Annotated in this window: 21 protein-coding genes and 1 tRNA gene; 14 read left to right on the forward strand and 8 right to left on the reverse strand. The window is 61.7% G+C overall.

What is annotated here, in order from left to right; all coding sequences use genetic code 11:
* Positions 1 to 22 precede the first annotated feature (22 nt).
* Together ACYQ0G_RS13255 and ACYQ0G_RS13260 are read left to right on the forward strand one after the other, a co-directional pair.
* Complete coding sequence (locus ACYQ0G_RS13255; protein WP_460103432.1) at positions 23 to 943, forward strand: cation diffusion facilitator family transporter; 921 nt, start codon at positions 23 to 25, stop codon at positions 941 to 943.
* A 90-nt stretch (positions 944 to 1,033) separates the two neighbouring features.
* Positions 1,034 to 1,726, forward strand: a complete 693-nt coding sequence (locus tag ACYQ0G_RS13260; protein ID WP_460103434.1) for a polysaccharide deacetylase family protein — start codon at positions 1,034 to 1,036, stop codon at positions 1,724 to 1,726.
* Positions 1,727 to 1,801: 75 nt separating this feature from the next.
* Here ACYQ0G_RS13260 and clpX read toward each other — a convergent pair whose 3' ends face one another.
* From clpX to ACYQ0G_RS13275, 3 genes are all read right to left on the reverse strand, one after another.
* On the reverse strand, positions 1,802 to 3,058 hold the full coding sequence (gene clpX / locus ACYQ0G_RS13265) for an ATP-dependent Clp protease ATP-binding subunit ClpX (protein WP_460103437.1): 1,257 nt from the start codon (positions 3,056 to 3,058) through the stop codon (positions 1,802 to 1,804).
* Between the two features lie 182 nt (positions 3,059 to 3,240).
* The gene (locus ACYQ0G_RS13270) at positions 3,241 to 3,954 is read right to left on the reverse strand and encodes an ATP-dependent Clp protease proteolytic subunit (protein ID WP_460103439.1); all 714 of its coding nucleotides are present in this window, start codon (positions 3,952 to 3,954) and stop codon (positions 3,241 to 3,243) included.
* 162 nt (positions 3,955 to 4,116) lie between these two features.
* Positions 4,117 to 5,835 carry a methyl-accepting chemotaxis protein gene (locus ACYQ0G_RS13275; RefSeq protein ID WP_460103442.1) on the reverse strand — a complete coding sequence of 573 codons (1,719 nt, stop codon included), beginning with the start codon at positions 5,833 to 5,835 and terminating at the stop codon, positions 4,117 to 4,119.
* A 372-nt stretch (positions 5,836 to 6,207) separates the two neighbouring features.
* Between ACYQ0G_RS13275 and ACYQ0G_RS13280 the strand changes: the two genes are divergently transcribed.
* The 3 genes from ACYQ0G_RS13280 to ACYQ0G_RS13290 are packed head-to-tail and all read left to right on the forward strand — an operon-like array spanning position 6,208 to position 11,186.
* Positions 6,208 to 8,286, forward strand: coding sequence for a TonB-dependent receptor plug domain-containing protein (locus ACYQ0G_RS13280; RefSeq protein ID WP_460103762.1), 2,079 nt, complete (start codon positions 6,208 to 6,210; stop codon positions 8,284 to 8,286).
* A 41-nt stretch (positions 8,287 to 8,327) separates the two neighbouring features.
* Positions 8,328 to 9,815, forward strand: coding sequence for an amidase (locus ACYQ0G_RS13285; protein ID WP_460103445.1), 1,488 nt, complete (start codon positions 8,328 to 8,330; stop codon positions 9,813 to 9,815).
* A 6-nt stretch (positions 9,816 to 9,821) separates the two neighbouring features.
* Positions 9,822 to 11,186 carry a cation:proton antiporter gene (locus ACYQ0G_RS13290; protein ID WP_460103448.1) on the forward strand — a complete coding sequence of 455 codons (1,365 nt, stop codon included), beginning with the start codon at positions 9,822 to 9,824 and terminating at the stop codon, positions 11,184 to 11,186.
* Positions 11,187 to 11,314: 128 nt separating this feature from the next.
* Here the strand turns inward: ACYQ0G_RS13290 and tig are convergent, their stop codons facing one another.
* Positions 11,315 to 12,895 (reverse strand): trigger factor, encoded by a 1,581-nt coding sequence (tig, locus tag ACYQ0G_RS13295; RefSeq protein ID WP_460103451.1) that lies wholly within the window; start codon positions 12,893 to 12,895, stop codon positions 11,315 to 11,317.
* A 59-nt stretch (positions 12,896 to 12,954) separates the two neighbouring features.
* Positions 12,955 to 13,039: transfer RNA gene (locus ACYQ0G_RS13300), tRNA-Leu, on the reverse strand.
* A gap of 162 nt (positions 13,040 to 13,201) precedes the next feature.
* Here ACYQ0G_RS13300 and ACYQ0G_RS13305 point away from each other — a divergent pair.
* From ACYQ0G_RS13305 to ACYQ0G_RS13330, 6 genes are all read left to right on the forward strand, one after another.
* Complete coding sequence (locus ACYQ0G_RS13305) at positions 13,202 to 13,450, forward strand: hypothetical protein (RefSeq protein ID WP_460103453.1); 249 nt, start codon at positions 13,202 to 13,204, stop codon at positions 13,448 to 13,450.
* A 24-nt stretch (positions 13,451 to 13,474) separates the two neighbouring features.
* Positions 13,475 to 13,633, forward strand: a complete 159-nt coding sequence (locus ACYQ0G_RS13310; RefSeq protein ID WP_460103456.1) for a hypothetical protein — start codon at positions 13,475 to 13,477, stop codon at positions 13,631 to 13,633.
* Positions 13,634 to 13,703: 70 nt separating this feature from the next.
* A complete protein-coding gene (locus ACYQ0G_RS13315; protein WP_460103458.1) occupies positions 13,704 to 14,000 on the forward strand; it encodes a DUF3297 family protein in 297 nt (98 codons plus the stop codon).
* A 215-nt stretch (positions 14,001 to 14,215) separates the two neighbouring features.
* Positions 14,216 to 15,655, forward strand: a complete 1,440-nt coding sequence (der, locus tag ACYQ0G_RS13320) for a ribosome biogenesis GTPase Der (protein ID WP_460103461.1) — start codon at positions 14,216 to 14,218, stop codon at positions 15,653 to 15,655.
* Positions 15,648 to 16,172 carry a DUF2721 domain-containing protein gene (locus ACYQ0G_RS13325; protein ID WP_460103463.1) on the forward strand — a complete coding sequence of 175 codons (525 nt, stop codon included), beginning with the start codon at positions 15,648 to 15,650 and terminating at the stop codon, positions 16,170 to 16,172. The genes der and ACYQ0G_RS13325 overlap by 8 nt, the downstream gene beginning before the upstream one ends.
* 106 nt (positions 16,173 to 16,278) lie before the next feature.
* Complete coding sequence (locus ACYQ0G_RS13330; RefSeq protein WP_460103465.1) at positions 16,279 to 16,491, forward strand: hypothetical protein; 213 nt, start codon at positions 16,279 to 16,281, stop codon at positions 16,489 to 16,491.
* Here the strand turns inward: ACYQ0G_RS13330 and bfr are convergent.
* From bfr to ACYQ0G_RS13345, 3 genes are all read right to left on the reverse strand, one after another.
* A complete protein-coding gene (gene bfr / locus ACYQ0G_RS13335) occupies positions 16,488 to 16,979 on the reverse strand; it encodes a bacterioferritin (protein WP_460103468.1) in 492 nt (163 codons plus the stop codon). The two genes, ACYQ0G_RS13330 and bfr, sit on opposite strands and share 4 nt — an antisense overlap.
* A 124-nt stretch (positions 16,980 to 17,103) precedes the next feature.
* A complete protein-coding gene (locus tag ACYQ0G_RS13340; protein WP_460103471.1) occupies positions 17,104 to 17,298 on the reverse strand; it encodes a (2Fe-2S)-binding protein in 195 nt (64 codons plus the stop codon).
* 67 nt (positions 17,299 to 17,365) lie between these two features.
* Positions 17,366 to 18,646, reverse strand: a complete 1,281-nt coding sequence (locus tag ACYQ0G_RS13345; RefSeq protein ID WP_460103474.1) for a DUF418 domain-containing protein — start codon at positions 18,644 to 18,646, stop codon at positions 17,366 to 17,368.
* Between the two features lie 235 nt (positions 18,647 to 18,881).
* Here ACYQ0G_RS13345 and ACYQ0G_RS13350 point away from each other — a divergent pair, with 235 nt between their 5' ends.
* The 3 genes from ACYQ0G_RS13350 to ACYQ0G_RS13360 are packed head-to-tail and all read left to right on the forward strand — an operon-like array spanning position 18,882 to position 21,705.
* Entirely contained in the window at positions 18,882 to 19,604 is a 723-nt protein-coding gene (locus ACYQ0G_RS13350; protein ID WP_460103476.1) for an AAA family ATPase, read from the forward strand.
* 32 nt (positions 19,605 to 19,636) lie between these two features.
* Complete coding sequence (locus tag ACYQ0G_RS13355; protein WP_460103479.1) at positions 19,637 to 20,359, forward strand: hypothetical protein; 723 nt, start codon at positions 19,637 to 19,639, stop codon at positions 20,357 to 20,359.
* A 41-nt stretch (positions 20,360 to 20,400) separates the two neighbouring features.
* Positions 20,401 to 21,705 carry an SPOR domain-containing protein gene (locus ACYQ0G_RS13360; RefSeq protein WP_460103483.1) on the forward strand — a complete coding sequence of 435 codons (1,305 nt, stop codon included), beginning with the start codon at positions 20,401 to 20,403 and terminating at the stop codon, positions 21,703 to 21,705.
* The last annotated feature ends 14 nt before the right edge of the window (positions 21,706 to 21,719 follow it).

Genomic DNA, 21,719 nt, shown 5'->3' on the forward strand with positions numbered 1-21,719 from the left:
GCAACCTAGGGGAAAACGCATAATGGGTATCGGGCACAGCCACGATCACGCACATGCCCCCAGTGGCGGCCATGCCCATGCGCCCGCAGACTTCGGTCGCGCGTTCCTGATCGGCATCATTCTCAACACCGGCTTCGTCATTCTCGAAGCCACCTATGGCTGGCTCTCGGGCTCCATGGCGCTGATCGCCGATGCCGGGCACAATCTTTCGGACGTGCTGGCACTGCTGCTGGCCTGGGGAGCCAGCGTGGCGGCGAAGAAGCCTGCCACCTCGCGCTTCACCTATGGCTACAAGAGCTCGACCATCCTCGCCGCGCTGGCGAATGCCGGATTGCTGCTGGTGGCCATCGGCGCGATCGCCTTCGAAACCTTCAACCGCATGGCCGAACCGGCCCCGGTTCAGGGCATGACTATGGTCATCGTTGCGGGCATCGGCATTGCCATCAACGCCGGCACCGCGATGATGTTCATGCGCGGGCGCCAGCACGACATCAACGTCCGCGGCGCCTTCCTTCACATGGCAGCGGATGCGCTTGTCAGCCTGGGCGTGGTAATCGCTGGCTTCGCGATCCTGATGACGGGCGCGCTGTGGATCGATCCGGTGGTGAGCCTAGTGATCGTGGCGGTGATTGCATGGGGCACTTGGGGGCTATTGAAAGACAGCGTCGAGATGAGCCTGCTGGCGGTGCCCAAGGGTGTCTCCGAAAGCGGGGTGCGCGGCTATCTAGCCGGGCTGGACGGCGTCACCGAGATTCACGATCTCCACATCTGGCCCATGTCCACGACCGAGACTGCGCTGACCGCCCATCTGGTCATGCCCGGCGGCCATCCGGGCGACGCCTTCCTGCGCGAAATTGCTGAGGAACTGGAGCACCACCACCGGATCGGGCACACGACGATCCAGGTGGAGATGTCGCGTGCGCCATGCGTTGCGGGATGCTGAATCCGATCCTCCCATTCACGAGAAGGACAGCTGGGCCTTCATAGCACTGCTTTCGCCGATCTCGGGGAGAAAGTAACCTTGCGCAAGTGGATGGTTTTCGCCTCAGTGCTCGTGCTGGCAGCTGCAATAGGCATTCATCAGGTTTCGAAGGCGAAGTGCTTTCAGCTTGTCGGCGAGGTGATTTGCCGGGTCGACACCGACAGCAAGGTCGTCGCACTGAGCTTCGACGATGGCCCAACGCCCGAGGGCGTGGACGCTCTCCTCCCGATCCTTGAGAGCCATGGGGTAAAGGCTACCTTCTTCCTGATCGGCGACCGCATGGACCGATTTCCCGGCACGGCCGAAAGGCTTCTCGCCGCCGGGCATGAACTCGGGAATCATACGTTCAGTCACAAGCGCAACCTTTTAAGATCGCAGTCTTTTTATAGAAAAGAAGTGCAGGAGGCCCAGGATCGCCTGGAAAAAGCCGGATCGCAAACGCTCTGGTTTCGGCCGCCCTTCGGTAAACGGCTTATCGGCCTGCCAATCGAAGTCGAGCGCGCTGGACTAACGACCGTCACCTGGAACGTAGAGGATCGCCCGGAGGATTTCGACGGAGACCCGGAAGCCTTCGCTGCCGACATCGTGGCCCGTGTCAAACCAGGTTCGATTATCTTGATGCACCCAATGTATCGTCACAATCAGACCGCGCGCGATGCCCTGCCGCTAGTCCTGACTGGCTTACAGGAACGCGGCTACGACGTCGTCACAGTCAGCCAGTTGATGCGTTATGCGGAGCACTGAACCGCTAAATTACAAGAAACGCCGTGCGACCCTTTGATCACACGGCGTTTGTATTCTTGTACGCGCGAGGAAGAGCTAGGCCGCTTCTTCCTTCGCGCCGTGGACCTGGATCGGGTCCTTCTTGCCTTCTACCACATCAGCATCGATCACGATTTCGGTGACGCCGTCCATGTCGGGCAGGTCGAACATCGTGTCGAGCAGGATGCCTTCCACGATCGAGCGCAGGCCGCGGGCACCCGTCTTGCGGGCGATTGCCTTCTCGGCGATCTTCTGAAGCGCGTCCTGCTTGAAGGTCAGCTCCACATTTTCCAGCTCGAACAGACGCGCATACTGCTTGCACAGCGCGTTCTTCGGTTCGGTCAGGATCGTGATGAGCGCTTCGGTGTCGAGATCGCGCAGCGTTGCGATCACCGGCAGACGGCCAACAAATTCTGGGATCAGGCCGAATTTGAGGAGATCTTCCGGCTCGCCCTTTTCGAGCAGTTCGCCCACCCGGCGCTTGTCCGGATCGGCGACATGCGCGCCGAAGCCGATCGAACGCTTCTGCAAGCGGTCGGCGATGATCTTTTCAAGACCCGCGAAAGCGCCGCCACAGATGAACAGGATGTTCGTGGTGTCGACCTGCAGGAATTCCTGCTGCGGATGCTTGCGCCCGCCCTGAGGCGGGACCGAGGCCGTGGTGCCTTCCATCAGCTTGAGCAGCGCCTGCTGAACGCCTTCGCCCGATACATCGCGCGTGATGGAGGGATTTTCCGCCTTGCGGGTAATCTTGTCGATTTCGTCGATATAGACGATGCCGTGCTGCGCCTTCTCGACGTTATAGTCGGACGCCTGCAGCAGCTTGAGGATGATGTTCTCCACGTCTTCACCCACGTAACCGGCTTCGGTCAGCGTGGTGGCATCGGCCATGGTGAACGGCACGTCGAAAGTGCGCGCCAGCGTCTGGGCCAGCAGCGTCTTGCCGCAGCCGGTCGGGCCGACAAGCAGGATGTTCGACTTCGCCAGCTCCACATCGCCCGACTTGCCGCCGTGCTTCAGACGCTTGTAATGGTTGTGCACCGCGACCGAGAGCACACGCTTCGCGCGGTCCTGGCCGATCACGTAATCGTTCAGCGTCTCAAAGATTTCCTTCGGGGTCGGAACGTCGCCGTCCTTCTTACCCGAGATGCCGGCCTTGGTTTCTTCGCGGATGATGTCGTTGCACAATTCGACGCATTCATCGCAGATGAACACGGTTGGCCCGGCAATAAGCTTGCGGACTTCGTGTTGCGACTTACCGCAGAAACTGCAGTACAGCGTGGATTTGCTATCGGTTCCGGTCAACTTGGTCATTTCCTGCTCTACCCGCACCACCTGCAATAATCAGGGGATTCGCCGACTCTAGGCCAGTGCGGGCTTGGGTCAATATCATAGGTAACGCAAACCCTTTGCCATAAGCTGAAGGCACAGGGCTGCGTTCACCCGAAGGACGCATGTGCATCCTTTCGCCGGCGGCTACCGGCGGAGTGCGGCGCTTATTCGGGTGCGCCGCCAGAACCCTTGTCCTCGTCCTTCATGGGTTCCGGCTCGCCTTCGTTTTCGGGGCGCGCCTCGAACACCTTGTCGACGATGCCGAACTTCATCGCTTCCTCGGCCTCGAGGAAGGTATCGCGGTCCATCGCCTTCTCGATCTCGTCGAGGCTTTTACCGGTATACTGGACGTAAAGATCGTTCATGCGCTTGCGGATCCGCAGGATCTCGCGGGCCTGGATTTCGATGTCCGATGCCATGCCGCGTGCGCCGCCCGAAGGCTGGTGCACCATGATGCGGGCATTGGGCAGCGCGATACGCATGCCCGGTTCGCCTGCGGCCAACAGGAAGCTGCCCATAGAGGCAGCCTGACCGATGCATACCGTCGATACCCGCGGCTTGATGTACTGCATGGTATCGTGGATCGCCATGCCGGCCGTCACCACCCCGCCCGGCGAATTGATGTACATGCTGATCGGCTTGGAAGGATTTTCGCTTTCGAGGAAGAGCAGCTGCGCCACGATCAGCGAGGCCATATTGTCTTCCACTTGGCCGGTCACGAACACAATCCGTTCGCGGAGCAGGCGGCTGAAGATATCGAACGCCCGTTCGCCGCGGCTCGACTGCTCGACCACGGTGGGCACCAGCGCGCCCGTGATGGGGTCGCGGTCAAACTGGCCCTGACTGCCGTGCGCGTCGCTGCCGAAGAGGTCGATCATGAGTATCCTTCCGTCTGAATTTCGGACGCCTATGTCGCCATGCGAGCCCCGATGTTCAAGGGGGCAGTCGCGCTCAAAGGTGACTTTCCCCCGCTCTCCTCACACTGCCGCGCCGTTCCTGCCCGGCGCGGTCCGGACAGGATGGCAAGCAGCACGCTTCGATTACGCAGCGCGCACGTGTTCGAGGAATTCGGCGACCTGGGTGCGAAGGACCTCCGCGCGGTCTTCGAGCGAGGTACAGCCGCTAAGCACCTGGCTCGCCGCGGCGCCGGTGGCCAGCGTCATGCGGCTGACTTCCTCCATGTCGCTGCTGACCATTTCGGCACTGCGCGCAGCGGCATCGATGCTCTGGGCGAGATCCTGCCCGGCCACGGCCTGCTGATCCACTGCGGCAGCGATAGAGGTCGAGGTAACGCCCAGCTGGCCCACTTCCTGGGTGATCTTGCGCAAGGCGCCCGCGCTCGCCGTCGAAGAGGACTGGATGAGCTTGATTTGCGCGTCCACTTCTTCGGTCGCGCGCGCCGTCTGCGCGGCCAGTTCCTTCACCTCGCTGGCTACTACGGCAAACCCGCGGCCTGCTTCTCCGCCGCGGGCGGCTTCGATGCTGGCGTTGAGCGCGAGCAGATTGGTGCGCTGCGCGATCTGACCGATCATTTCCACCACCTGGCCCACATGCGAAGCCATCTGGTCGAGATCGCCGATTGTGCGATCCGCATCGCCTGCCGCCTCATTGGCGAGGCCGGCGCGTTCTGCGCTCGAAGCGGCCTGACGGCTGATCTCGCCGATCGACATCACGAATTCATCGCTGGCTGCGGCCGCGCCCGTCACCCCCTGGCTTGTCTTGGCGAGAAGCTCTGTCGCATTGACGACGCGCCGCGAGGACTGTTCCGCATTTTCGGACATGGTGAGCGCCGCATCCTTGAGCTGCCCGCTGGCCGCGGCGACGTCTTGTGCCACTTCGCCCACCATATGCTCGAACGCATCGGCGAGATTCTGCAGCATCGACACCCGCTTGTCGCGCTCTGCGGAGGACGCGACCTGGTTTTCAAGCTCGTCGTTTGCAGCCTTGCGTGCATCTTCCTGCATTATCCGCAGGCTTTCCAGCGCGCGCGCCATTTCGCCGATTTCGTCCTGCCGGTCGAGCTCGGGAATTTCCAGGTCGCTCGCCCCTGCGGCGAGCAGAGCACTGGTTTCGCCGATATTGCGGATCGGGGCGACCACGCGGCGAGTCGTCATCCGGCGGCCGAGGTACAGGGTCAACAAAGACAGCGCGCCGAGAGCGATCATCAGCACCGCATAAAGCTGCACTTCCTTGTCGTTGGCGATGGTCAAAGCCATCAGTTCGCTCTCGCCTCGATCGCGGAGAAAGCTGGCCAGATCGCCAATGGAATAGCCGTGCTTGAAGATAGGAACCACGCTTGCGAAAATTTCGTCGTTCGGCGTGGTGTAAAGCGCGTCGAGCCCGGCTTTCATGTCCGCCAGATGGTCGCCGATGGCGGCCACCCGTGCCAGTGCTTCCTGGTCGGTGCTTTCATAAGCCCCTTCCAGCCGAGCATGGGTCGCTATCGCCTTGTCCACCAGGGCGATGGATGCAGATAGGTCTTCGGGATCATATCCTTCGTCGAGGAATGCGCCAAGGCTTCGCTGCGACGCATGAACGTCCGCGCTGAGGCTGGTAGAAAGAAGTACGCCTTCACCGATTTCGTCCAGGTCGACGGCATGGGCTTGAATGATCTGAAAACCGAGCGTCGCGACGAAGCAGAGGATCAGCACCCCTGCAGCGCAGGCTGCGAACAGCCCGTTCATCTGGTTGGCGATCGAGCGGGCCCGCGAGCCGAATGTGCTGGACGGGCTGACTGCGTCATTGCTGCTATAGGACACTGTGCAAAAACTCGCTGTATGTGGAAGCAGGATCACGCGATCGGCACTTGATGCCGTGACCCGTTGTAGAATTCACCGACCGAAGCTATCGCTGCCACATCCCAAGCCTGCGTAGCTGCTGCGCCCGTTGCCGATCTCCTTAGGGCCGGGCGGTAAGCGAAGCGTTAAGGACGTGAGGATTTTCTAATGCGTGGCGGAGCTAAGGCACTGTCGCAGTCCAACTGCGATATGCGCCCCCGGTGCTTCTGCCGCGACACGGCATGTAGGGGTTCGCTCGTCGTGGCAAAATCGTCGTTCATCGACGGGTGGTTGGGTTCCCGGGCTCCGGCCTTAGCGGAAGTTCGAATTGTGAGAGGTGGTTTCTTGCCAAAAATGTCTGCCAGTTTGATTGCGCTTGTGGCGAGCTTCGGTTCGATCACGCCGCTTGCTGCGCAGGTGCAGACCGACGCCTCGGTCCTAGAACAAGTGCCGGCAGAAGCATCGCAGACGACGCGCACTTTCGAACCCGCCTTCTTCACCGAATACGCGCCGCGCAACGCGCTTGACATGGTCAGCCGGATACCGGGATTTTCGATTTCCGGCGGCAATCAGGGGCAGCGCGGCCTTGGCCAGGCGGACCAGAATGTCCTCGTCAACGGAAAGCGGTTTTCCAGCAAATCGGATTCGGTCCAGGACCAGCTTCGCCGTATCCCCGCGGCCGATGTCGTGCGGATCGAACTGGTGGACGGCAACACGCTCGATATTCCCGGCCTCACGGGGTTGGTGGCGAATGTCGTTTGCGTCCGCCGCGGGGCATCTGCGCAGTTCCGGTGGGATCTGGGCTTCCGCCCGTATAACACCGATCCTCAATGGTATGGCGGTGAAGCCTCGCTCACAGGCAGCAGCGGCGCGCTAGACTACACGCTGTCGCTTTCGAACGAGAACAATCGCTTCGGCGCGGATGGCGAAACTCTGGTCTACGCCCCTGATGCCAGCCTGGCCGAAGAACAATACTCCCGGTTTTCCGGCGCGTTCGATAATCCGAAGCTCGCCACGAACTTCACTTATGCCTTGGGGCCGGCCTCCACGGCCAATCTCAATCTGAGCTACGGCGAAGATTTCTATAACCGCGATGAGATCGAGACCGGCACACCCGTGCTCGGCCCCCTTCGCCAGCGCGATGCCAGAATTCGCGAGGACGGACCGGAATATGAAATCGGGGGCGATGTCGAGTTTCCCTTCGGGCCCGGTAGCCTGAAACTGATCGGGTTGGAGCGGTTCGAGCGCGACAATTACTCCAGCACCCTTGTCGACAGTTTCTCGGACAACCGACCCGCCGTGGGCTCGCGCTTCATGCAGATCAATGAATCGGGGGAGCGGATCGGCCGGTTCGAATACAATTGGACGATGCTGTCGTCCGACTGGCAAGTTGCGGGCGAAGCCGCTTTCAACCGCCTCGACCGCCGTTCGTCATTGTTCAGGCTGGACGAGGATGGCGCTTTTCAGGAGCTCGACTTTCCTTCCGGCACAGGCGGCGTGGAAGAAGACCGCTATGAAACCAGCCTGTCGTGGTCGAAGCCGCTTTCACCTGCCATTTCGCTCCAATTCATCGGGGCCCTGGAGTTTTCGGAAATCGAGCAGTCGGGCGTGGCGGCCAATGCCCGTTCCTTCAAGCGCCCGAAGGGTTCCTTCGCCGCGACCTGGAAGCCGGAAGACGATTTCGATGTCTCGCTGACCTTCGCGCGCAGGGTCAGCCAGCTTTCGTTTGGCGATTTTCTGGCCAGCGTTTCGCTGGGCGATGACAATCAGAACGGCGGCAACAACCAGCTCGTCCCTTATCAGAGCTGGAATATCGAGCTGCAGGCCAACAGGAATTTCGGCGAATGGCTGTCGCTTCAGTTCGATGTGCGGCAGGCCTGGTTCGAGGATTTCATCGACTGGTTTCCGCTTCCCGGCGATGGCGAGGCGCGCGGGAATATCGGATCGGCGCAGCGCCTCCATCTCGGGCTCGATGCGACTGTGCGGACCGATCCCCTCGGGTGGAACGGGGCGCGCTTCGATGTGCGCCTGCGCAGCCGGGACATGGATGTGATCGATCCGTTCACGGGTGAAAAACGCCCGTTCTCGGGAGACACGATCGACCTGGTCGACGTGGATTTCCGCTATGACATTCCGCAAAGCGACTGGGCCTGGGGCGCAAGCCTCTATTCCGAGGGGAAGGCGCCCTATTCCCGGCGCTATGAGTTCGGGCGGGAATGGGAAGGCCCCACCTTCGCAAATTTGTTCGTGGAACATAAGGATGTGTTCGGCCTGACGGTCGAGGGTAGCATCGGCAACGTGCTGGGCGCGCGGGACCGGTTCTACCGCACCGTCTACGACACACCGCGGCCGGACGGGCTGATCGCCTTCAGCGAGATGCGGGACAGGCGCATCGGGCCAAGCTTCCAGATGTCGATAAGCGGAAGCTTGTAAACCACGCTTGCAATACCCGGGCGCGGTGTCACGGTGGTTTCATGATCCTGCGTATGTCACCGCTCGCCCTCCTGCTCGCTTCCACACCCCTCGTGGCTCAGCAGGCGGAGGATAATGCCGAAGCCTATCTCGACCGAATTGCCGCACTGGACGATGCGGGCCCGCAATTGAATGCCGTCATTTCAGTGAACCCCGATGCTGCGGCGCAAGCTGCGGAAGCTGACGCGCGGGACCTGATGCTCGATGGCCGGACAGTGCTCATCAAGGACAATATCGAAACACGTGAATTGCCCACCACGGCGGGCAGCCTTGCCTTGGCCGAAAACCGCACAGGCCGCGATGCCCCGCTGATCGCAAATTTGCGCGCTGCCGGGGGTGTGGTGCTGGGCAAGACGAACCTGTCCGAATGGGCCAACATCCGCGATAATGATTCCACCAGCGGGTGGAGCGCGGTGGGCGGCCTGACCCGCAACCCCCACGCAATCGACCGCAACAGCTGCGGTTCGTCTTCTGGCAGCGGGGCTGCGGTTGCCGCCGGGTTTGCCTGGGCAGCAATCGGGACCGAGACCAATGGGTCGATCACCTGTCCGGCCAGCATCAACGGCGTGGTCGGCTTCAAGCCCAGCGTCGGTCTCGTCAGCCGTACCCATGTCGTGCCCATCTCCAGCACACAGGATACCGCCGGCCCGATGGCGAACAGCGTTGCCGATGCCGCGCTTCTCCTATCCGCGATCGCGGGAGAGGATGCTGCCGACAGCGCCACCGTGGGTGTGCCGCGCCGCGCCGACTATCACACCGGCCTGTCCAACTTCTCGCTTTCCGGCGTACGCATCGGGGTGATGCGCGGCCAGCAGGGGGATCGGCAGGACGTGCGCGATGTCTTCGGCGCTGCGCTCGCCGATCTGCAAGCTGCAGGGGCGGAGCTGGTCGAAATCGAGTTCGAGATCGACGAGGAAGTCTACGGCGCCAGCTTCACCGTGCTGATGTATGAATTGCGCGAGGAAATGGGGAAATATCTCGCCAGCCTCCCCGGCAACGACATGCCACGCTCGCTGGCCGACCTCATCGCTTTCAACGAAGCCTATCCGCAGGAGGAAATGCGCTGGTTCGGGCAGGATCTGTTCACCCTGGCCGAAAGCACGACCGATGCCGAAGCCTATGCCACGGCCCGCGCCACGGCACTGCGAATTGCAGGAGAAGAAACACTCGACAAGCTGATGGCTGACAACAAGGTCGCCTTCTTCGTGGCCCCTACCCGCGGACCGGCATGGGTCAGCGATCTCGTCAATGGCGACAATTTCAACGGCAGCATCGGCTTCGGCACGCCCGCCGCCGTCGCGGGCTATCCGCATCTGACCGTGCCGATGGGCGCGGTAGAGGATCTTCCCGTCGGTCTCAGCTTCTTCGGGGGCAAATGGAAGGACTTCGAAGTGCTCCAGCTGGGCGCAGCCTACGAGGCCGTTCGCAGCGCGCAGCTGGCAGAGCCGGACTTCAAGCGGTGGCAGCCTGCCCCACGGTCAGGCAAGTAGCCCGGAATGGAACTCGACTCCCGCATATTGATGTTCGTCATCTTCGGGCTCGGGCTCACTCTCGCAGTGACGCTCGAGCGCGTGCTGGCACGCTTCTGGCTCTCGCTGCCGATCCTCTACGTCGGCGTCGGCTTCCTGCTCTTTTCGCTGCCGCTCGGCCTGCCGCACATCAATCCGACCATGGACGGGTTCGACGCGGTTGCGCTGGAATATCTCACCGAATTCATCGTCATCGCCTCGCTCATGGCGGCGGGTATCGCGATCGACCGGCCGGTCAGCTGGCGCAACTGGCGGCAGATCTGGCCGCTGCTGGTGATCGCCATGCCCCTGACCATTGCCGCCGTCGCCCTGATGGGCTGGTGGTGGGTGGGCCTCGCCCCGGCCAGCGCGCTCCTCCTGGGCGCAGCCCTCGCCCCGACCGATCCGGTGCTGGCGCGCAGCGTGCAGGTCGGCCCGCCCGGCGAGAACAAACGCCATGACGTACGCTTTTCGCTGACCGTCGAAGCCGGCCTAAACGACGGGCTGGCCTTCCCCTTCACCTATCTCGCCATCGCGGCGATCGGGATGAGTTCGCTGGGCATGTGGACGCTGGAATGGGCGGCACTCGATCTCGTTTGGCGGATCGCGGCGGGCATTGCGGTTGGTTGGGCCGTCGGCCGCGCGGGCGCGTGGTACGTGTTCGAGCGCGAGGCGGATTCCCCCATCGAGGAAATCGACGAGGAAAGCGAAAGCGCTGATCAGCCCAAGTATTCCACGAGCGAAGGCCTGGTTGTGCTGGGCACGCTGCTGCTGGCCTACGGGCTGGCAGAGCTCGCCGAAGGATATGGCTTTCTTGCAGTGTTCGTTGGCGCGGTCACGGCGCGCCAGCGCGAAAACCGCAGCCGGTATCACAAGCTGAGCCACCACTTCATCGACCAGATCGAACAGATCGTGCTGGTGGTCGTGCTGTTCGGCTTTGGGGCGATGCTTGCCAGCGGCGTCTTGGGCGCGCTGACCTGGCGGGGTGCCGCCATCGGTATCGCGCTGATCTTCATCATCCGCCCGCTGGCCGGCCTGTTATCGGAATCGGTCTGCAACCTGCCCTTCCCCGGCAAGCTCGCCGTCGCCTTCCTGGGCGTGCGGGGCATGGGTTCGATCTACTACCTTGCCTATGGCCAGAACCACGGGAAATTCTTCCAGTTCGACCAGCTGTGGGCGATCGCCAGCTTTACGATCCTCGTCTCGATCATCGTGCACGGCGTAGTTGCCGGCCCGCTCATCCGCATGATCGAAGAGCGCAAGTGGCACATCCATCTGGGCGAGGACGAAGGCCTGCCCAGCCTCAGCCCGGACAACCCCACGATCATGCGCAAGTCGGACCGTACATCCTGACAGGCAGGCCGGAATTGGCAGGCCTATCTGTAACTCCGGAATGCTGTGCCGCATCTCCCAGCGGCATATAGTAAAAGGGCGGCAGGATCGCTCCTGCCGCCCTTGCCTGATTTGATACCGAAAGCCGCTTACTTCTTGTCGGCAGCTTTCTTGGCCGGTGCCTTCTTCTTGGCAGGAGCCTTCTTTGCAGCAGGCTTCTTTTCTTCCGTCTTGTCGTCGGACTTTTTCGCGGCGGCCTTCTTGGCAGGAGCCTTCTTCGCGGCAGGCTTCTTTTCGGCCTTCGCATCGTCTGCCTTGTCGGCTGCGGCTTCCTTCTTTGCAGGAGCCTTCTTCTTGGCCGGCGCCTTCTTCTTGGCAGGCTTGGCTTCGGCTTCGGCGCCTTCTTCCGCTTCGATGGCGGCTTCGAGTTCCTCGCGCGTCACTTCGCGGTCGGTGATCTCGGCCTTGTCGAACAGGAAGTCGACGACCTTGTCTTCGTAAAGCGGAGCACGCAGCTGGGCGGCAGCCATCGGTTCCTGCTGGATGTACTGGATGAACCGTTCACGGTCTTCCTGGCGATATTGCTGGGCAGCCTGCTGGATGAGCATGCTCATTTCCTGCGAGGTCACCTGAACGTTGTTCGCCTGGCCGATTTCGGAAAGCAGCAGGCCGAGACGGACGCGACGTTCAGCGATGTCGCGATATTCTTCCTTCTCGTCTTCCATTTCCTTCAGCGTAGCTTCGGGATCTTCCGAACGAGCGGCTTCCTGCTGGAGCTGAGCCCAGATCTGGTCGAATTCGGCATCCACCATGCCCTGCGGCACGGGGAAGTCGTGACCGGCAGCAAGCTGGTCGAGCAGCGAGCGCTTCATCTGCGTGCGGGTAAGGCCGCCAGTTTCCTGCTCGAGCTGGCCGCGCATCAGTTCCTTGAGCTTGTCGAGCCCGTCGAGACCGAAGTTCTTGGCGAAATCATCGTCGATGGCGGTTTCACCCTCGACCTTCACCTGCTTCACGGTGACGTCGAATTCGGCCTTCTTGCCGGCGAGATGCGTCGCCTGGTAGTCTTCGGGGAAGCTTACCTCGATGGTCTTCTCGTCGCCGGTTTTCACGCCCACGAGCTGCTCTTCGAAGCCGGGGATGAACATGCCCGAACCCAGAACCAGCGCTGCGTCGTCGGCCTTGCCGCCTTCGAATTCCTCGCCGTCCACGCGGCCGACGAAATCGATGATCAGCTGGTCGCCATCGGCGGCCTTCTTGGTCTTCGCGGCGTCCTTGTAGCTCTTGTTGTTCTCGGCCAGCTTGCCGATCGATTCCATCACTTCCTCGTCGGTGACGGGAACGGTCAGGCGTTCGATCTTCAGATCGTCGGTCGAAGGGGCTTCCACTTCGGGCAGAACTTCGAGTTCGATGGTGAGCGTGGCGTCCTTGCCCTGCTCATAGCCTTCGCCGATTTCGACCTTGGGCTGCATCGCCGGCTTCAGCTTGTTGTCCTGCATGGTCTTGTCGACCGATTCGCGGATCATCGCGTTGACGGCGTCGGAGTGAAGCTGGTCGCCATGCATCTTGCGCACGAGATTGGCAGGCACCTTGCCGGGGCGGAAGCCGGGCATTTTCACCTGCGGGGCGATCTTCTTGATCTCCGAATCGATGCGGGCATCGATATCCTTGGCAGGAATGGTGATCGCGTAGGCGCGCTTGAGGCCTTCGTTGGCGGTTTCTTTGATCTGCATGGGTGTCGAAACTCGTAAGTTACTGTCTGTCTGAGCGAGGGTTCACGACAGAGCGGAATTGGTGCGGGCGAAGGGACTCGAACCCCCACATCTTTCGATACTGGTACCTAAAACCAGCGCGTCTACCAATTCCGCCACGCCCGCAAACCGTGAAAGCGAATCCGCGCGCAGACGGGGTCCGCCGCGTATATAGGGGCGTGCCTCTAGTCGGATGCGGCGAAAAGGGCAAGCGCGGCGACAGGGTGTATGCGAATTGTGGAACACACCCGCCTTCAAGGCCGTTCGTATGGGGAAAGGATCGCACCCATGAGCGACTATGAAACCCCCAAGGTCCCGCCTGCCACACCGCCCACGATCGACCCCGACGTGAAGCCGAAGACCGCAGCCGAAATGGAGGCTGACGGCCAACGCGAGGGCGATGTGCTCGCCCACGAAACCAAGCCAGACGAAATCGATGTCGAGGCCGAGAAGGCCATGCGCCCGGCCATGGAGGGCGGGGAGGATGGCGAAGGCGAACAGGCGCTCGACGCTGCCACCATGCTCCCACCCGACTAAGGCACCCTGTTCAGGAGACCAGTCATGGCGACCCAGCCAGATCCCGATACCATCAACCCGGGCGCCCCGCCCGAAATGCCGCCCAGCTCCCCTCCGAACGAGGCGCCCATGAAGGAGCCGCCTTCGGTCGAGCCGGTACAGCCCGACTATGACGAACCCGATCGCGGCCCCGACGAAATCTGACCTGTTCTGCCAGGCGCCCCGGTGCGAATGATCTTGCCGGGGCGCACCGCGCACAGTACAGGCGCGCCCCATGAGCGAAGATACCAAGACCGACGACAAGCCCCAGACGCCCCCCATGCAGCTTTCGGTTCATCCCGATAGCGAGCATTTCGATGTCGACGTGCTCCAGCGCGGTGTGGGCATCCGCTTCAAGGGCCGCACGCGTACCGACATCGAGGAATACAATATCTCCGAAGGCTGGGTCCGCGTTCAGGCGGGCAAGACGGTCGATCGCAACGGCAAGCCGCTGACCCTAAAGCTCAACGGTCCGGTCGAGGCATGGTACGAAGATCTCGGCGATAATCCGCCGCTCGCGAAGGCCGACTGAAACAGGCCTTTCCTACATCCGGCTTTTGATGGCAGAGCGGCTTTCATGGACTGTCCGCCCCTTCGAAAATCGCACATTTCTGCCGCCTGGGCCTGCATTCGGCCCGGCGGCATTTTTTCTTCCAGGTCCGTGCTCCATGTGCTCCATCCTGTAGGAAACGCCCTGCGGCCTTGCCAAAGCCGTGGCTATCGCCCACCTCCCCGCAAGGCACGATCATGACAGATACAGCAAAACCCACCGTAATCATCATCGGCCGACCCAATGTCGGCAAATCCACGCTGTTCAACCGGCTCGTGGGCAAGAAGCTCGCGCTGGTGGACGACCAGCCGGGCGTCACGCGCGATCGCCGTATGGGCGATGCGGAAATCGCCGGGCTGGAATTCACCATCGTCGATACCGCAGGCTGGGAAGACGACGATCCCGAAAGCCTGCCCGGCCGGATGCGCAAGCAGACCGAAGTCAGCCTCGAAGGGGCCGACGCTGCCCTGTTCGTGGTCGATGCACGCGCCGGCCTGACCCCGCTGGACGAGGAAATCGGCCGCTGGCTGCGCGGGCAGGATGTGCCGGTGGTGCTGGTGTGCAACAAGGCGGAAGGCCGGGCGGCCGAACCGGGCATTCTTGAAAGCTACAGCCTTGGCCTGGGCGAACCGATGGGTATCTCCGCCGAACATGGCGAAGGTATTGCCGATCTGTTTGCCGGCCTGTGGCCGATCATCGGCGCGAAGTCGGAAGCTGCCGAAGCGGCTGCGGAACTCCAGGCCGAACTGGACGAGGAAGACCTCGACGGCCCGCTGAAGCTGGCCATTGTCGGGCGGCCCAATGCGGGCAAGTCCACGCTGATCAACCGGATGCTGGGCGAAGATCGCCTGCTGACCGGCCCCGAGGCAGGGATCACCCGCGATTCGATCGCCGTGGATTGGGAATGGTTCGACCCCAAGGCGAACGAGCAGCGCGAAATCCGCCTGATCGATACGGCGGGCATGCGCAAACGCGCCAAGGTGACGGAGAAGCTGGAACGGCTGTCTGTCGCCGATGCCAAGCGCGCGGTGGACTTTGCCGAAGTCGTCGTGCTGCTGCTCGATGCGACCAAGGGGCTTGAGCATCAGGATCTCAAGATCGCCAGCCAGGTGCTGGAAGAAGGCCGCGCCCTGATGGTGGCCATCAACAAGTGGGACATCGCGGAAAACGCATCCTACCTGTTCAACGGCATTCGCGAAGCGCTGAACGAGGGTCTTAGCCAGGTGCGCGGCGTGCCGCTGTTCGCCGTGTCGGCCAAGACCGGCAAGGGCCTCGACACCATGCTGTCGGCCGCATTCGAGCTGCGCGAGGCGTGGAGCCGCCGCGTGCCCACCGCCGCGCTCAACCGCTGGTTCGACGATGCATTGGCGGCAAATCCGCCGCCCGCACCCGGCGGTAGGCGGATCAAGCTGCGTTATATCACGCAGGCCAGTGTCCGCCCGCCGCGCTTCGTGGTCTTCGGCACGAGGCTCGACGATCTGCCCAAGAGCTACGAACGCTATCTCGTGAACGGCATCCGCGCCAAGCTGGGCTTCGATGCGGTTCCCGTCCGGGTCGTGCTGAAGAGCCCGAAGAACCCTTACGATTCGAACCGCGGGGGCGGCGGCAAATTCAGCGGCGGGAGCGGGCGTGATTGATCTGCTGACCGTGTTGCCCGGCTTCGAACTGATCGAGCGCACCAGTTCGACGGTTCGCGTGCAGCATGTCGTCCAGCTCAGTCTGGCCCCGGCCTTCCTGCTCGCGGGGATCGGCGCGGTCATGAATGTGATGACCAACCGTCTGCTGTGGGTAGCCAACAAGATCGAACGCATCCTTGCTGCGGACGAACGCGGCGAGGCTGGCGATCAGCTGGTCGAAATTCCCGCGTTGGAAGCGCGGCGGATCCTGGCGCAGCGCGCCGTGATGCTCAGTACTGCAGCTGCGTTCACGATCAGCATCGTGATCCTGTTGCTGTTCATAAGCGCTTTCGTGCACACCCCGCTTGGAACGCTGGTCGCGCTTACCTGGGTCATTACCATGGGGCTGCTCATGGCAGGCTTAGCGTACTTCCTCCTCGAAACGCGCACGGCAGCGCGTCGCAATCTGGAGAGAATGAAGGAACGCCAGTTCGGACCCAGAGATGATGATGCTAGCGACGATTCGTCGCAGAAATAGAGCCACTTCGCGCCCGATTGCCCCGGCCACAAGATGACCGCAAAACGGTTGTCACGCGTTAATCGGCATGGCCCCACCCCCTTTCCTACATGAAAGGAGATGTGCCATGCAGCGTATCGAGATTGCCCTACTCCCCGCATCGGGGATTTTGGGTGGACCGGTTAAAGTCGAGGCCTTGGATCTGCCGACTGCACTGACCATCGCCGACATCAATGTCGAAGCAGGCTCGGCACAGTTATGGTGCGACGGTAAATGTATCGGGACGCTCACGAAACATGGCGGGCGTCACGCCACGTTCTGGGAGCTGAGCCGGACCTAACCCTGCTCGCCCTCGCCCGCCGGCTTGGAGTTCAGCTGGACATAGTTCTGCAGTCCCATGCGTTCGATCATGTCGAACTGGGTCTCGAGGAAATCGACATGCTCTTCCTCGCTCGCGAGAATGTCCTCGAAAATCTGGCCAGAATGGAAATCGCGCACCGACTGGCAATGCTCGGCAGCTTCCTTGAGCAGCGGGATCGCTTCCATTTCCATGGCGAGATCGGCGCGCAGGATTTCCTCTACCGTTTCGCCGACCTTCAGCTTGTGGATCGCCTGGAAGTTCGGAAGGCCGCCGAGAAAGAGGATGCGTTCAGCCAGAATGTCGGCATGTTTCATCTCGTCGATCGATTCGTGCCGTTCGTAATCGGCAAGCCTGCTCACGCCCCAGTCTTCCAGCACACGGTAATGAAGCCAGTACTGGTTGATCGCCGTCAGCTCGTTGGTGAGCGCCTTGTTGAGGAATTCGATGACCTTGGGATCGCCCTTCATGGCATTCGCCTCCGTTGCGATGGAATTTCGGGGATTATGCGCGCGAGCGTAGATGCGGGCAAGGCAAGGCGCGTTCGAGCGCGTGGGAAATCAACGGATTTGAGCCGGTGATGGACTCCTGTGATCAGGCGGCAACCGTGTCCGGTTTGAAGGAAAGCTCACGCTCTTCGAACAGGATCGCATCGGCTTCGTCCAGGCAAGAGCCGCATGCCGGGCGCTTGCCCAAGGAAGAGTAACAGGCCTCTGCATCGCCGGGACACCGCCGCGCAGCCTGGCGCAACTCGCTTTCCCGGATGGCATTGCAGATACACACATACATGATCGGCCGCTCCCTTGCGATTGATTCGCAAACGCAGATGTAATGCGATCAATTCTCAATAGCAAGGTTACCGGCGAAAGGTGAAACGTTTACCGTAGGTGAGGCAGCGCCACAGCCATTCGAGTGGGCCATACCGGAACCGCTCAAGCCAGGGTTTGGACCAGGCCAGCATAACGACCCAGCTTGCGATAACGACCAAATAAAGCTCGCTCCGACCAAACTGCCCGAACAGATCGAGGCCCCAGTTTCCGAAGACGAATAGCATCACGAAGGACGTGCCGAGGTAATTCGTAAAGGCCACCCGTCCCGCCGCGGACAGACGATCTCCGAGCCAATTGCCCGCGCTGGGAGCATAAAGCGCGAGCAGAGCGACGTAGCCGAGGGTCATAAACAGCCTCGGGAAATGCGAGGTGCCAAGGAAAGCACCCAAGGTCGAATAATAGGTGAAGCCTCCCTCCAGAGTGGCGATGGCAATCCACGCTGTAAGCACGCCTCCGGATAACATCGCAGCCCACCCCCAAAACCGCTGCCTTCTGTAATCAAGCCTGCCCTCGAAAAGGCCGTAACGATAAAGCGCCATGCCTATCAGCATGAGCGGAAGGGTCTCGAAGATAATCAGCCAGCTGGATGCGAGAGGATTGGTGCCGTGCTCCTTGACGGTGTGGCTGACGAATTCCGAATAGGACCCGTCTTGGCGAATCGTGGTTTCAAGTCGGCCGTCCGCCAGATCCGTCTCGGCGGCGGATTGAAAATCCTCCTGCACTTCGGCCAGTTCCGCATTGTCGGGTACGGGGCCATCGGCAGTTATCTGCATGAACACCATACTGATGGCGTAGAACAATCCCCCCAGAATATACCCCAAGGCGCCGATTATCATCTGCTTGCGAGGGCTGAGCCTGATGAAGAGCAAAGCCAGCAGTCCGGCCACAGCGTAGGAGAAGAGAATATCGCCCCGCCAGATCAGGAAAAAATGCATTAGGCCGAACAGGCCCAGCCACAGCAGCCGTTTGACCTGAAGCCAGCGCGTGGCCCCCTTAGCCCAAGCTTTTTCCATGAACAGGTAAACGCCGGCGCCGAAAAGGAGGGTAAACAGGCCTCGCATCTTGCCATCGATCAGCACCAGCTGAGCCGCCCACATCCAGTCTTCCGACTGCGAGTGACCGGTCGTGAAGGCTTCCGGGTACATGTAAGCGGTGAACGGCTGCCCCATCGCAAAGATATTCGCTGCCAGAATGCCGAGAACCGCAATACCGCGAATAAAGTCCAGACTGGCGATCCGGCCGCTGGCGGGGGCGACCGGCTTGGCGTTGTCAGGCGTTGCCAGTTTCGATTCGCTTATATCGTCCATATCGGTACCCCTGCCGTCCATCGGGTATTGGTAGCCGACAATCCCGGATATCCCACCTCTGTTCGGCCTGAATTCACAGTTTCCAGCCAATTCCGCACAGGGGCGCCAACAGAGCGCTTCCGAAACTCAAACAGCATTAACCCTAAATTAGGGGTAGTCTGCGATCCCCCTAAATCGAGACCGCCGCTCACCAGCGGCATAAGGATTGATACAGGCGCTATAGGGGGACCTAGCCTTGCGTGTACTGGCATTGGCATCGCAGAAGGGCGGATCGGGTAAAACCACGCTCTCCGGACATCTGGCCGTTCAGGCCCAGCGAGCGGGCGCTGGCCCGGTCGTCCTGATCGACATCGACCCGCAGGGTTCGCTGGCCGATTGGTGGAACGAGCGTGAGGCGGAACTTCCCGCCTTCGCCCAGACCACCGTGGCCCGCCTCGCAGCCGACCTGGCGATCCTTCGCCAGCAGGGCTTCAAGCTCGCCGTCATCGATACGCCGCCAGCCATCACCATGGCCATTCAGTCGGTCATCTCCGTGGCAGAGCTCATCGTCGTTCCTACCCGCCCCAGCCCGCACGATCTTCGTGCGGTGGGCGCTACGGTCGACCTGTGTGAACGCGCCGGCAAATCGCTGATCTTCGTCGTCAATGCGGCAACGCCCAAGGCGAAGATCACATCGGAAGCCGCCGTCGCGCTGTCGCAGCACGGTACTGTCGCACCGATCACGCTTCACCATCGCACCGATTTCGCGGCCTCGATGATCGATGGCCGCACGGTGATGGAAGTCGACCCTGAAAGCCGTTCGGCTGCCGAGGTCACCGCGCTGTGGAAGTATATTTCCGATCGGCTCGAGAAGCAGTTCCGCCGCACCGTCTTCGCCGCACCTGGCCAGCAGGCCGCCGCGCAGCAGCCTGGTGCCTATCGTCCCGCCGGTGGCTTCGGCCGTCGGGTCGCCCAGTAAGAGCAACTTTAGGAAGGGCGGAGGCCAGCCGGATGTCAGACGCCAATTTCGCTTCGCTTTCTTCGACTCTGCTTGCACGCAAGGGTGGGGCCAAACCCGCCATGCGTCCGCAATCCGCAGCGCTGGGCCCGGTAGATGGCGTAGCCGCTGCCGCAAACCTCGAAGACCTTGGTTGGAACGACATGGGCGAAGACGCTCCTGCAAGCCAGCCTGAACCAAAGTCCCTGGCCGCGGTTCCACGCAGCCCTGCTTCCGCGTCGCTCGCCGAATCGGGCCTTATCAAGAAACCTGCCCTTCCTCCTATCGAGGAACGGGAAAGTCTTGATGCCGAAGGCGGCGAAACCGACGATGCGTCGGATCGCGTGGTGCCGATCAATTCGCTGCAAGACAGAGACCGCAGCGGCGGACAGAACGAAGTACGCGAATCGCTGGAGCGCATCGTTGATCGCCTGGAAGGCGGCAAACCCGCCGCCAGTGCCGAGCCTGAAGACGATGACGCCTATGACGAAGCGCCCGAAGTGGTACTTCCTCGCGCGTTGAAGCCTTCGCCGTCTCGCTCGAAATCGACGGCTTCGGGCAAAAGAGCAGCGTTCACGCTGCGGCTCGACCAGGAGCGTCACCTGATGCTCCGCCTGGCCTGCACCGTCCGCGGCAGCAGCGCCCAGCAGCTCGTCACCGATGCTCTCGACGGCCTTTTGGCCGAAATGCCGGAAATCGCCATGCTGGCCGCACAGGTCCAGCGACGGCCGAATTGAAGACTTGAAAGACGTGGGATCGCCTTCTCAGGGAAAGTAAGATGACAACAAGAAACGCAACTTTCATCAGGCTCGCCGTCAGTACGGCCCTCGTCAGCACTGCGCTTGCCGGATGTAGTGGCAATGTCGCCCCGAGTGCCGCGCGTTCGGTCGGCAAGGCCGAAGTGGCCCTGGCCAAAGGCAAGAGCGACAAGGCTGTCACCCACGCTGAAGCAGCGGTTCTGGCCACTCCGCGCGATCCATATGTGCGGACCCTGCTCGGCAATGCCTATCTCGAAGCGGGGCGCTTTTCCTCGGCGGCCCAGAGCTTCCAGGATGCGATCGACCTTGGCGACACGTCTCCCCGGACCGCAGTCAGCCTTTCGCTTGCGCTGACGGGCATGGGCGATCGCGCTGCAGCGATCTACGCCCTCGAAAAGAACGAATCCGCTATCGATCCGGCCGACTTCGGCTTGGCTATCGCACTTGCCGGACAGCCGCAGCGCGGCGTTACCGTGCTCTCCAACACTCTGCGCGCAGGGAACAACACTGCCAAGGTTCGCCAGAATCTTGCCTATGCCTATGCGATGAGCGGCCAGTGGCGCGAAGCGCGCCTGATGGTCGCTGAAGACGTTCCTGCGGACATGGTCGGCGACCGCATGGCGCAGTGGGGGGCCATGGCCCGCCCTGAGCTCTTCCGGGCGCGCATTGCCAGCTTGCTGGATGTAGAAATCGTCGACGATCCGGGTCAGCCGCAGATGCTCGCGCTGGCGAACAACCCCAGTGTGGACATGCTGGCGGCGGAAACGATCGAAGAACCCGATGCGACTGTTCTGGCAGCGAACGAAGAACTGCCCGCGGTTGCGCCGACCGCTCCGATCGAGCGCCTCGCTCTGGATGGCAACTTTCTCGAAAGTGCCGACGTAGAGACCGAGACGGTCTCAGCTAAGCCTAAAGCTGCGCCCGCCCGCGTCGCCGCGGCGCCCGCTGCACCAGAGCGTATCCAGGCGGTCACACCGGCACCTGCCCCGCGCAAGGCAGCGGCTTCCGCACCGCGACTGTCGCTCGCTAGCGGCGATTACAACATTCAGCTCGGCTCCTACTTCTCGATGGATGATGCCGAGGAAGGCTGGAGCAAGTTCCAGCAGATGTATCCCGAACTGGCCGACGCGGAACGCGTGATCAGCAAGGCTCGCGTCAACGGCAAACTGTACTTCCGCGTTGCGGCAGTCGGATATGCGAAGGATAGCGCACGGGCCCTGTGCTCGAACGTCAAGGGTAAAGGCGGCAGCTGCATCGCTTACGCCCAGAGCAATCCGCTTCCCGGCGCAATTGCGAACGGTAAAATCAGGGTCGCAGCGCGCTAAGCCAAGTTTGCGGC

This window comes from Qipengyuania triglochinis, assembly GCF_054655615.1.

Bases quoted from the DNA above. Each gene is read 5' to 3' on its own strand.
- tig (WP_460103451.1), bottom strand. From the start codon at position 12,895: ATGCAGATCAAAGAAACCGCCAACGAAGGCCTCAAGCGCGCCTACGCG.
- ACYQ0G_RS13260 (WP_460103434.1), top strand. From the start codon at position 1,034: ATGGTTTTCGCCTCAGTGCTCGTGCTGGCAGCTGCAATAGGCATTCAT.
- ACYQ0G_RS13285 (WP_460103445.1), top strand. From the start codon at position 8,328: ATGATCCTGCGTATGTCACCGCTCGCCCTCCTGCTCGCTTCCACACCC.
- ACYQ0G_RS13315 (WP_460103458.1), top strand. From the start codon at position 13,704: ATGAGCGAAGATACCAAGACCGACGACAAGCCCCAGACGCCCCCCATG.
- ACYQ0G_RS13280 (WP_460103762.1), top strand. From the start codon at position 6,208: ATGTCTGCCAGTTTGATTGCGCTTGTGGCGAGCTTCGGTTCGATCACG.
- ACYQ0G_RS13360 (WP_460103483.1), top strand. From the start codon at position 20,401: ATGACAACAAGAAACGCAACTTTCATCAGGCTCGCCGTCAGTACGGCC.
- ACYQ0G_RS13345 (WP_460103474.1), bottom strand. From the start codon at position 18,646: ATGGACGATATAAGCGAATCGAAACTGGCAACGCCTGACAACGCCAAG.
- ACYQ0G_RS13330 (WP_460103465.1), top strand. From the start codon at position 16,279: ATGCAGCGTATCGAGATTGCCCTACTCCCCGCATCGGGGATTTTGGGT.
- bfr (WP_460103468.1), bottom strand. From the start codon at position 16,979: ATGAAGGGCGATCCCAAGGTCATCGAATTCCTCAACAAGGCGCTCACC.
- clpX (WP_460103437.1), bottom strand. From the start codon at position 3,058: ATGACCAAGTTGACCGGAACCGATAGCAAATCCACGCTGTACTGCAGT.
- ACYQ0G_RS13290 (WP_460103448.1), top strand. From the start codon at position 9,822: ATGGAACTCGACTCCCGCATATTGATGTTCGTCATCTTCGGGCTCGGG.
- ACYQ0G_RS13340 (WP_460103471.1), bottom strand. From the start codon at position 17,298: ATGTATGTGTGTATCTGCAATGCCATCCGGGAAAGCGAGTTGCGCCAG.
- ACYQ0G_RS13355 (WP_460103479.1), top strand. From the start codon at position 19,637: ATGTCAGACGCCAATTTCGCTTCGCTTTCTTCGACTCTGCTTGCACGC.
- der (WP_460103461.1), top strand. From the start codon at position 14,216: ATGACAGATACAGCAAAACCCACCGTAATCATCATCGGCCGACCCAAT.
- ACYQ0G_RS13310 (WP_460103456.1), top strand. From the start codon at position 13,475: ATGGCGACCCAGCCAGATCCCGATACCATCAACCCGGGCGCCCCGCCC.
- ACYQ0G_RS13305 (WP_460103453.1), top strand. From the start codon at position 13,202: ATGAGCGACTATGAAACCCCCAAGGTCCCGCCTGCCACACCGCCCACG.
- ACYQ0G_RS13270 (WP_460103439.1), bottom strand. From the start codon at position 3,954: ATGATCGACCTCTTCGGCAGCGACGCGCACGGCAGTCAGGGCCAGTTT.
- ACYQ0G_RS13255 (WP_460103432.1), top strand. From the start codon at position 23: ATGGGTATCGGGCACAGCCACGATCACGCACATGCCCCCAGTGGCGGC.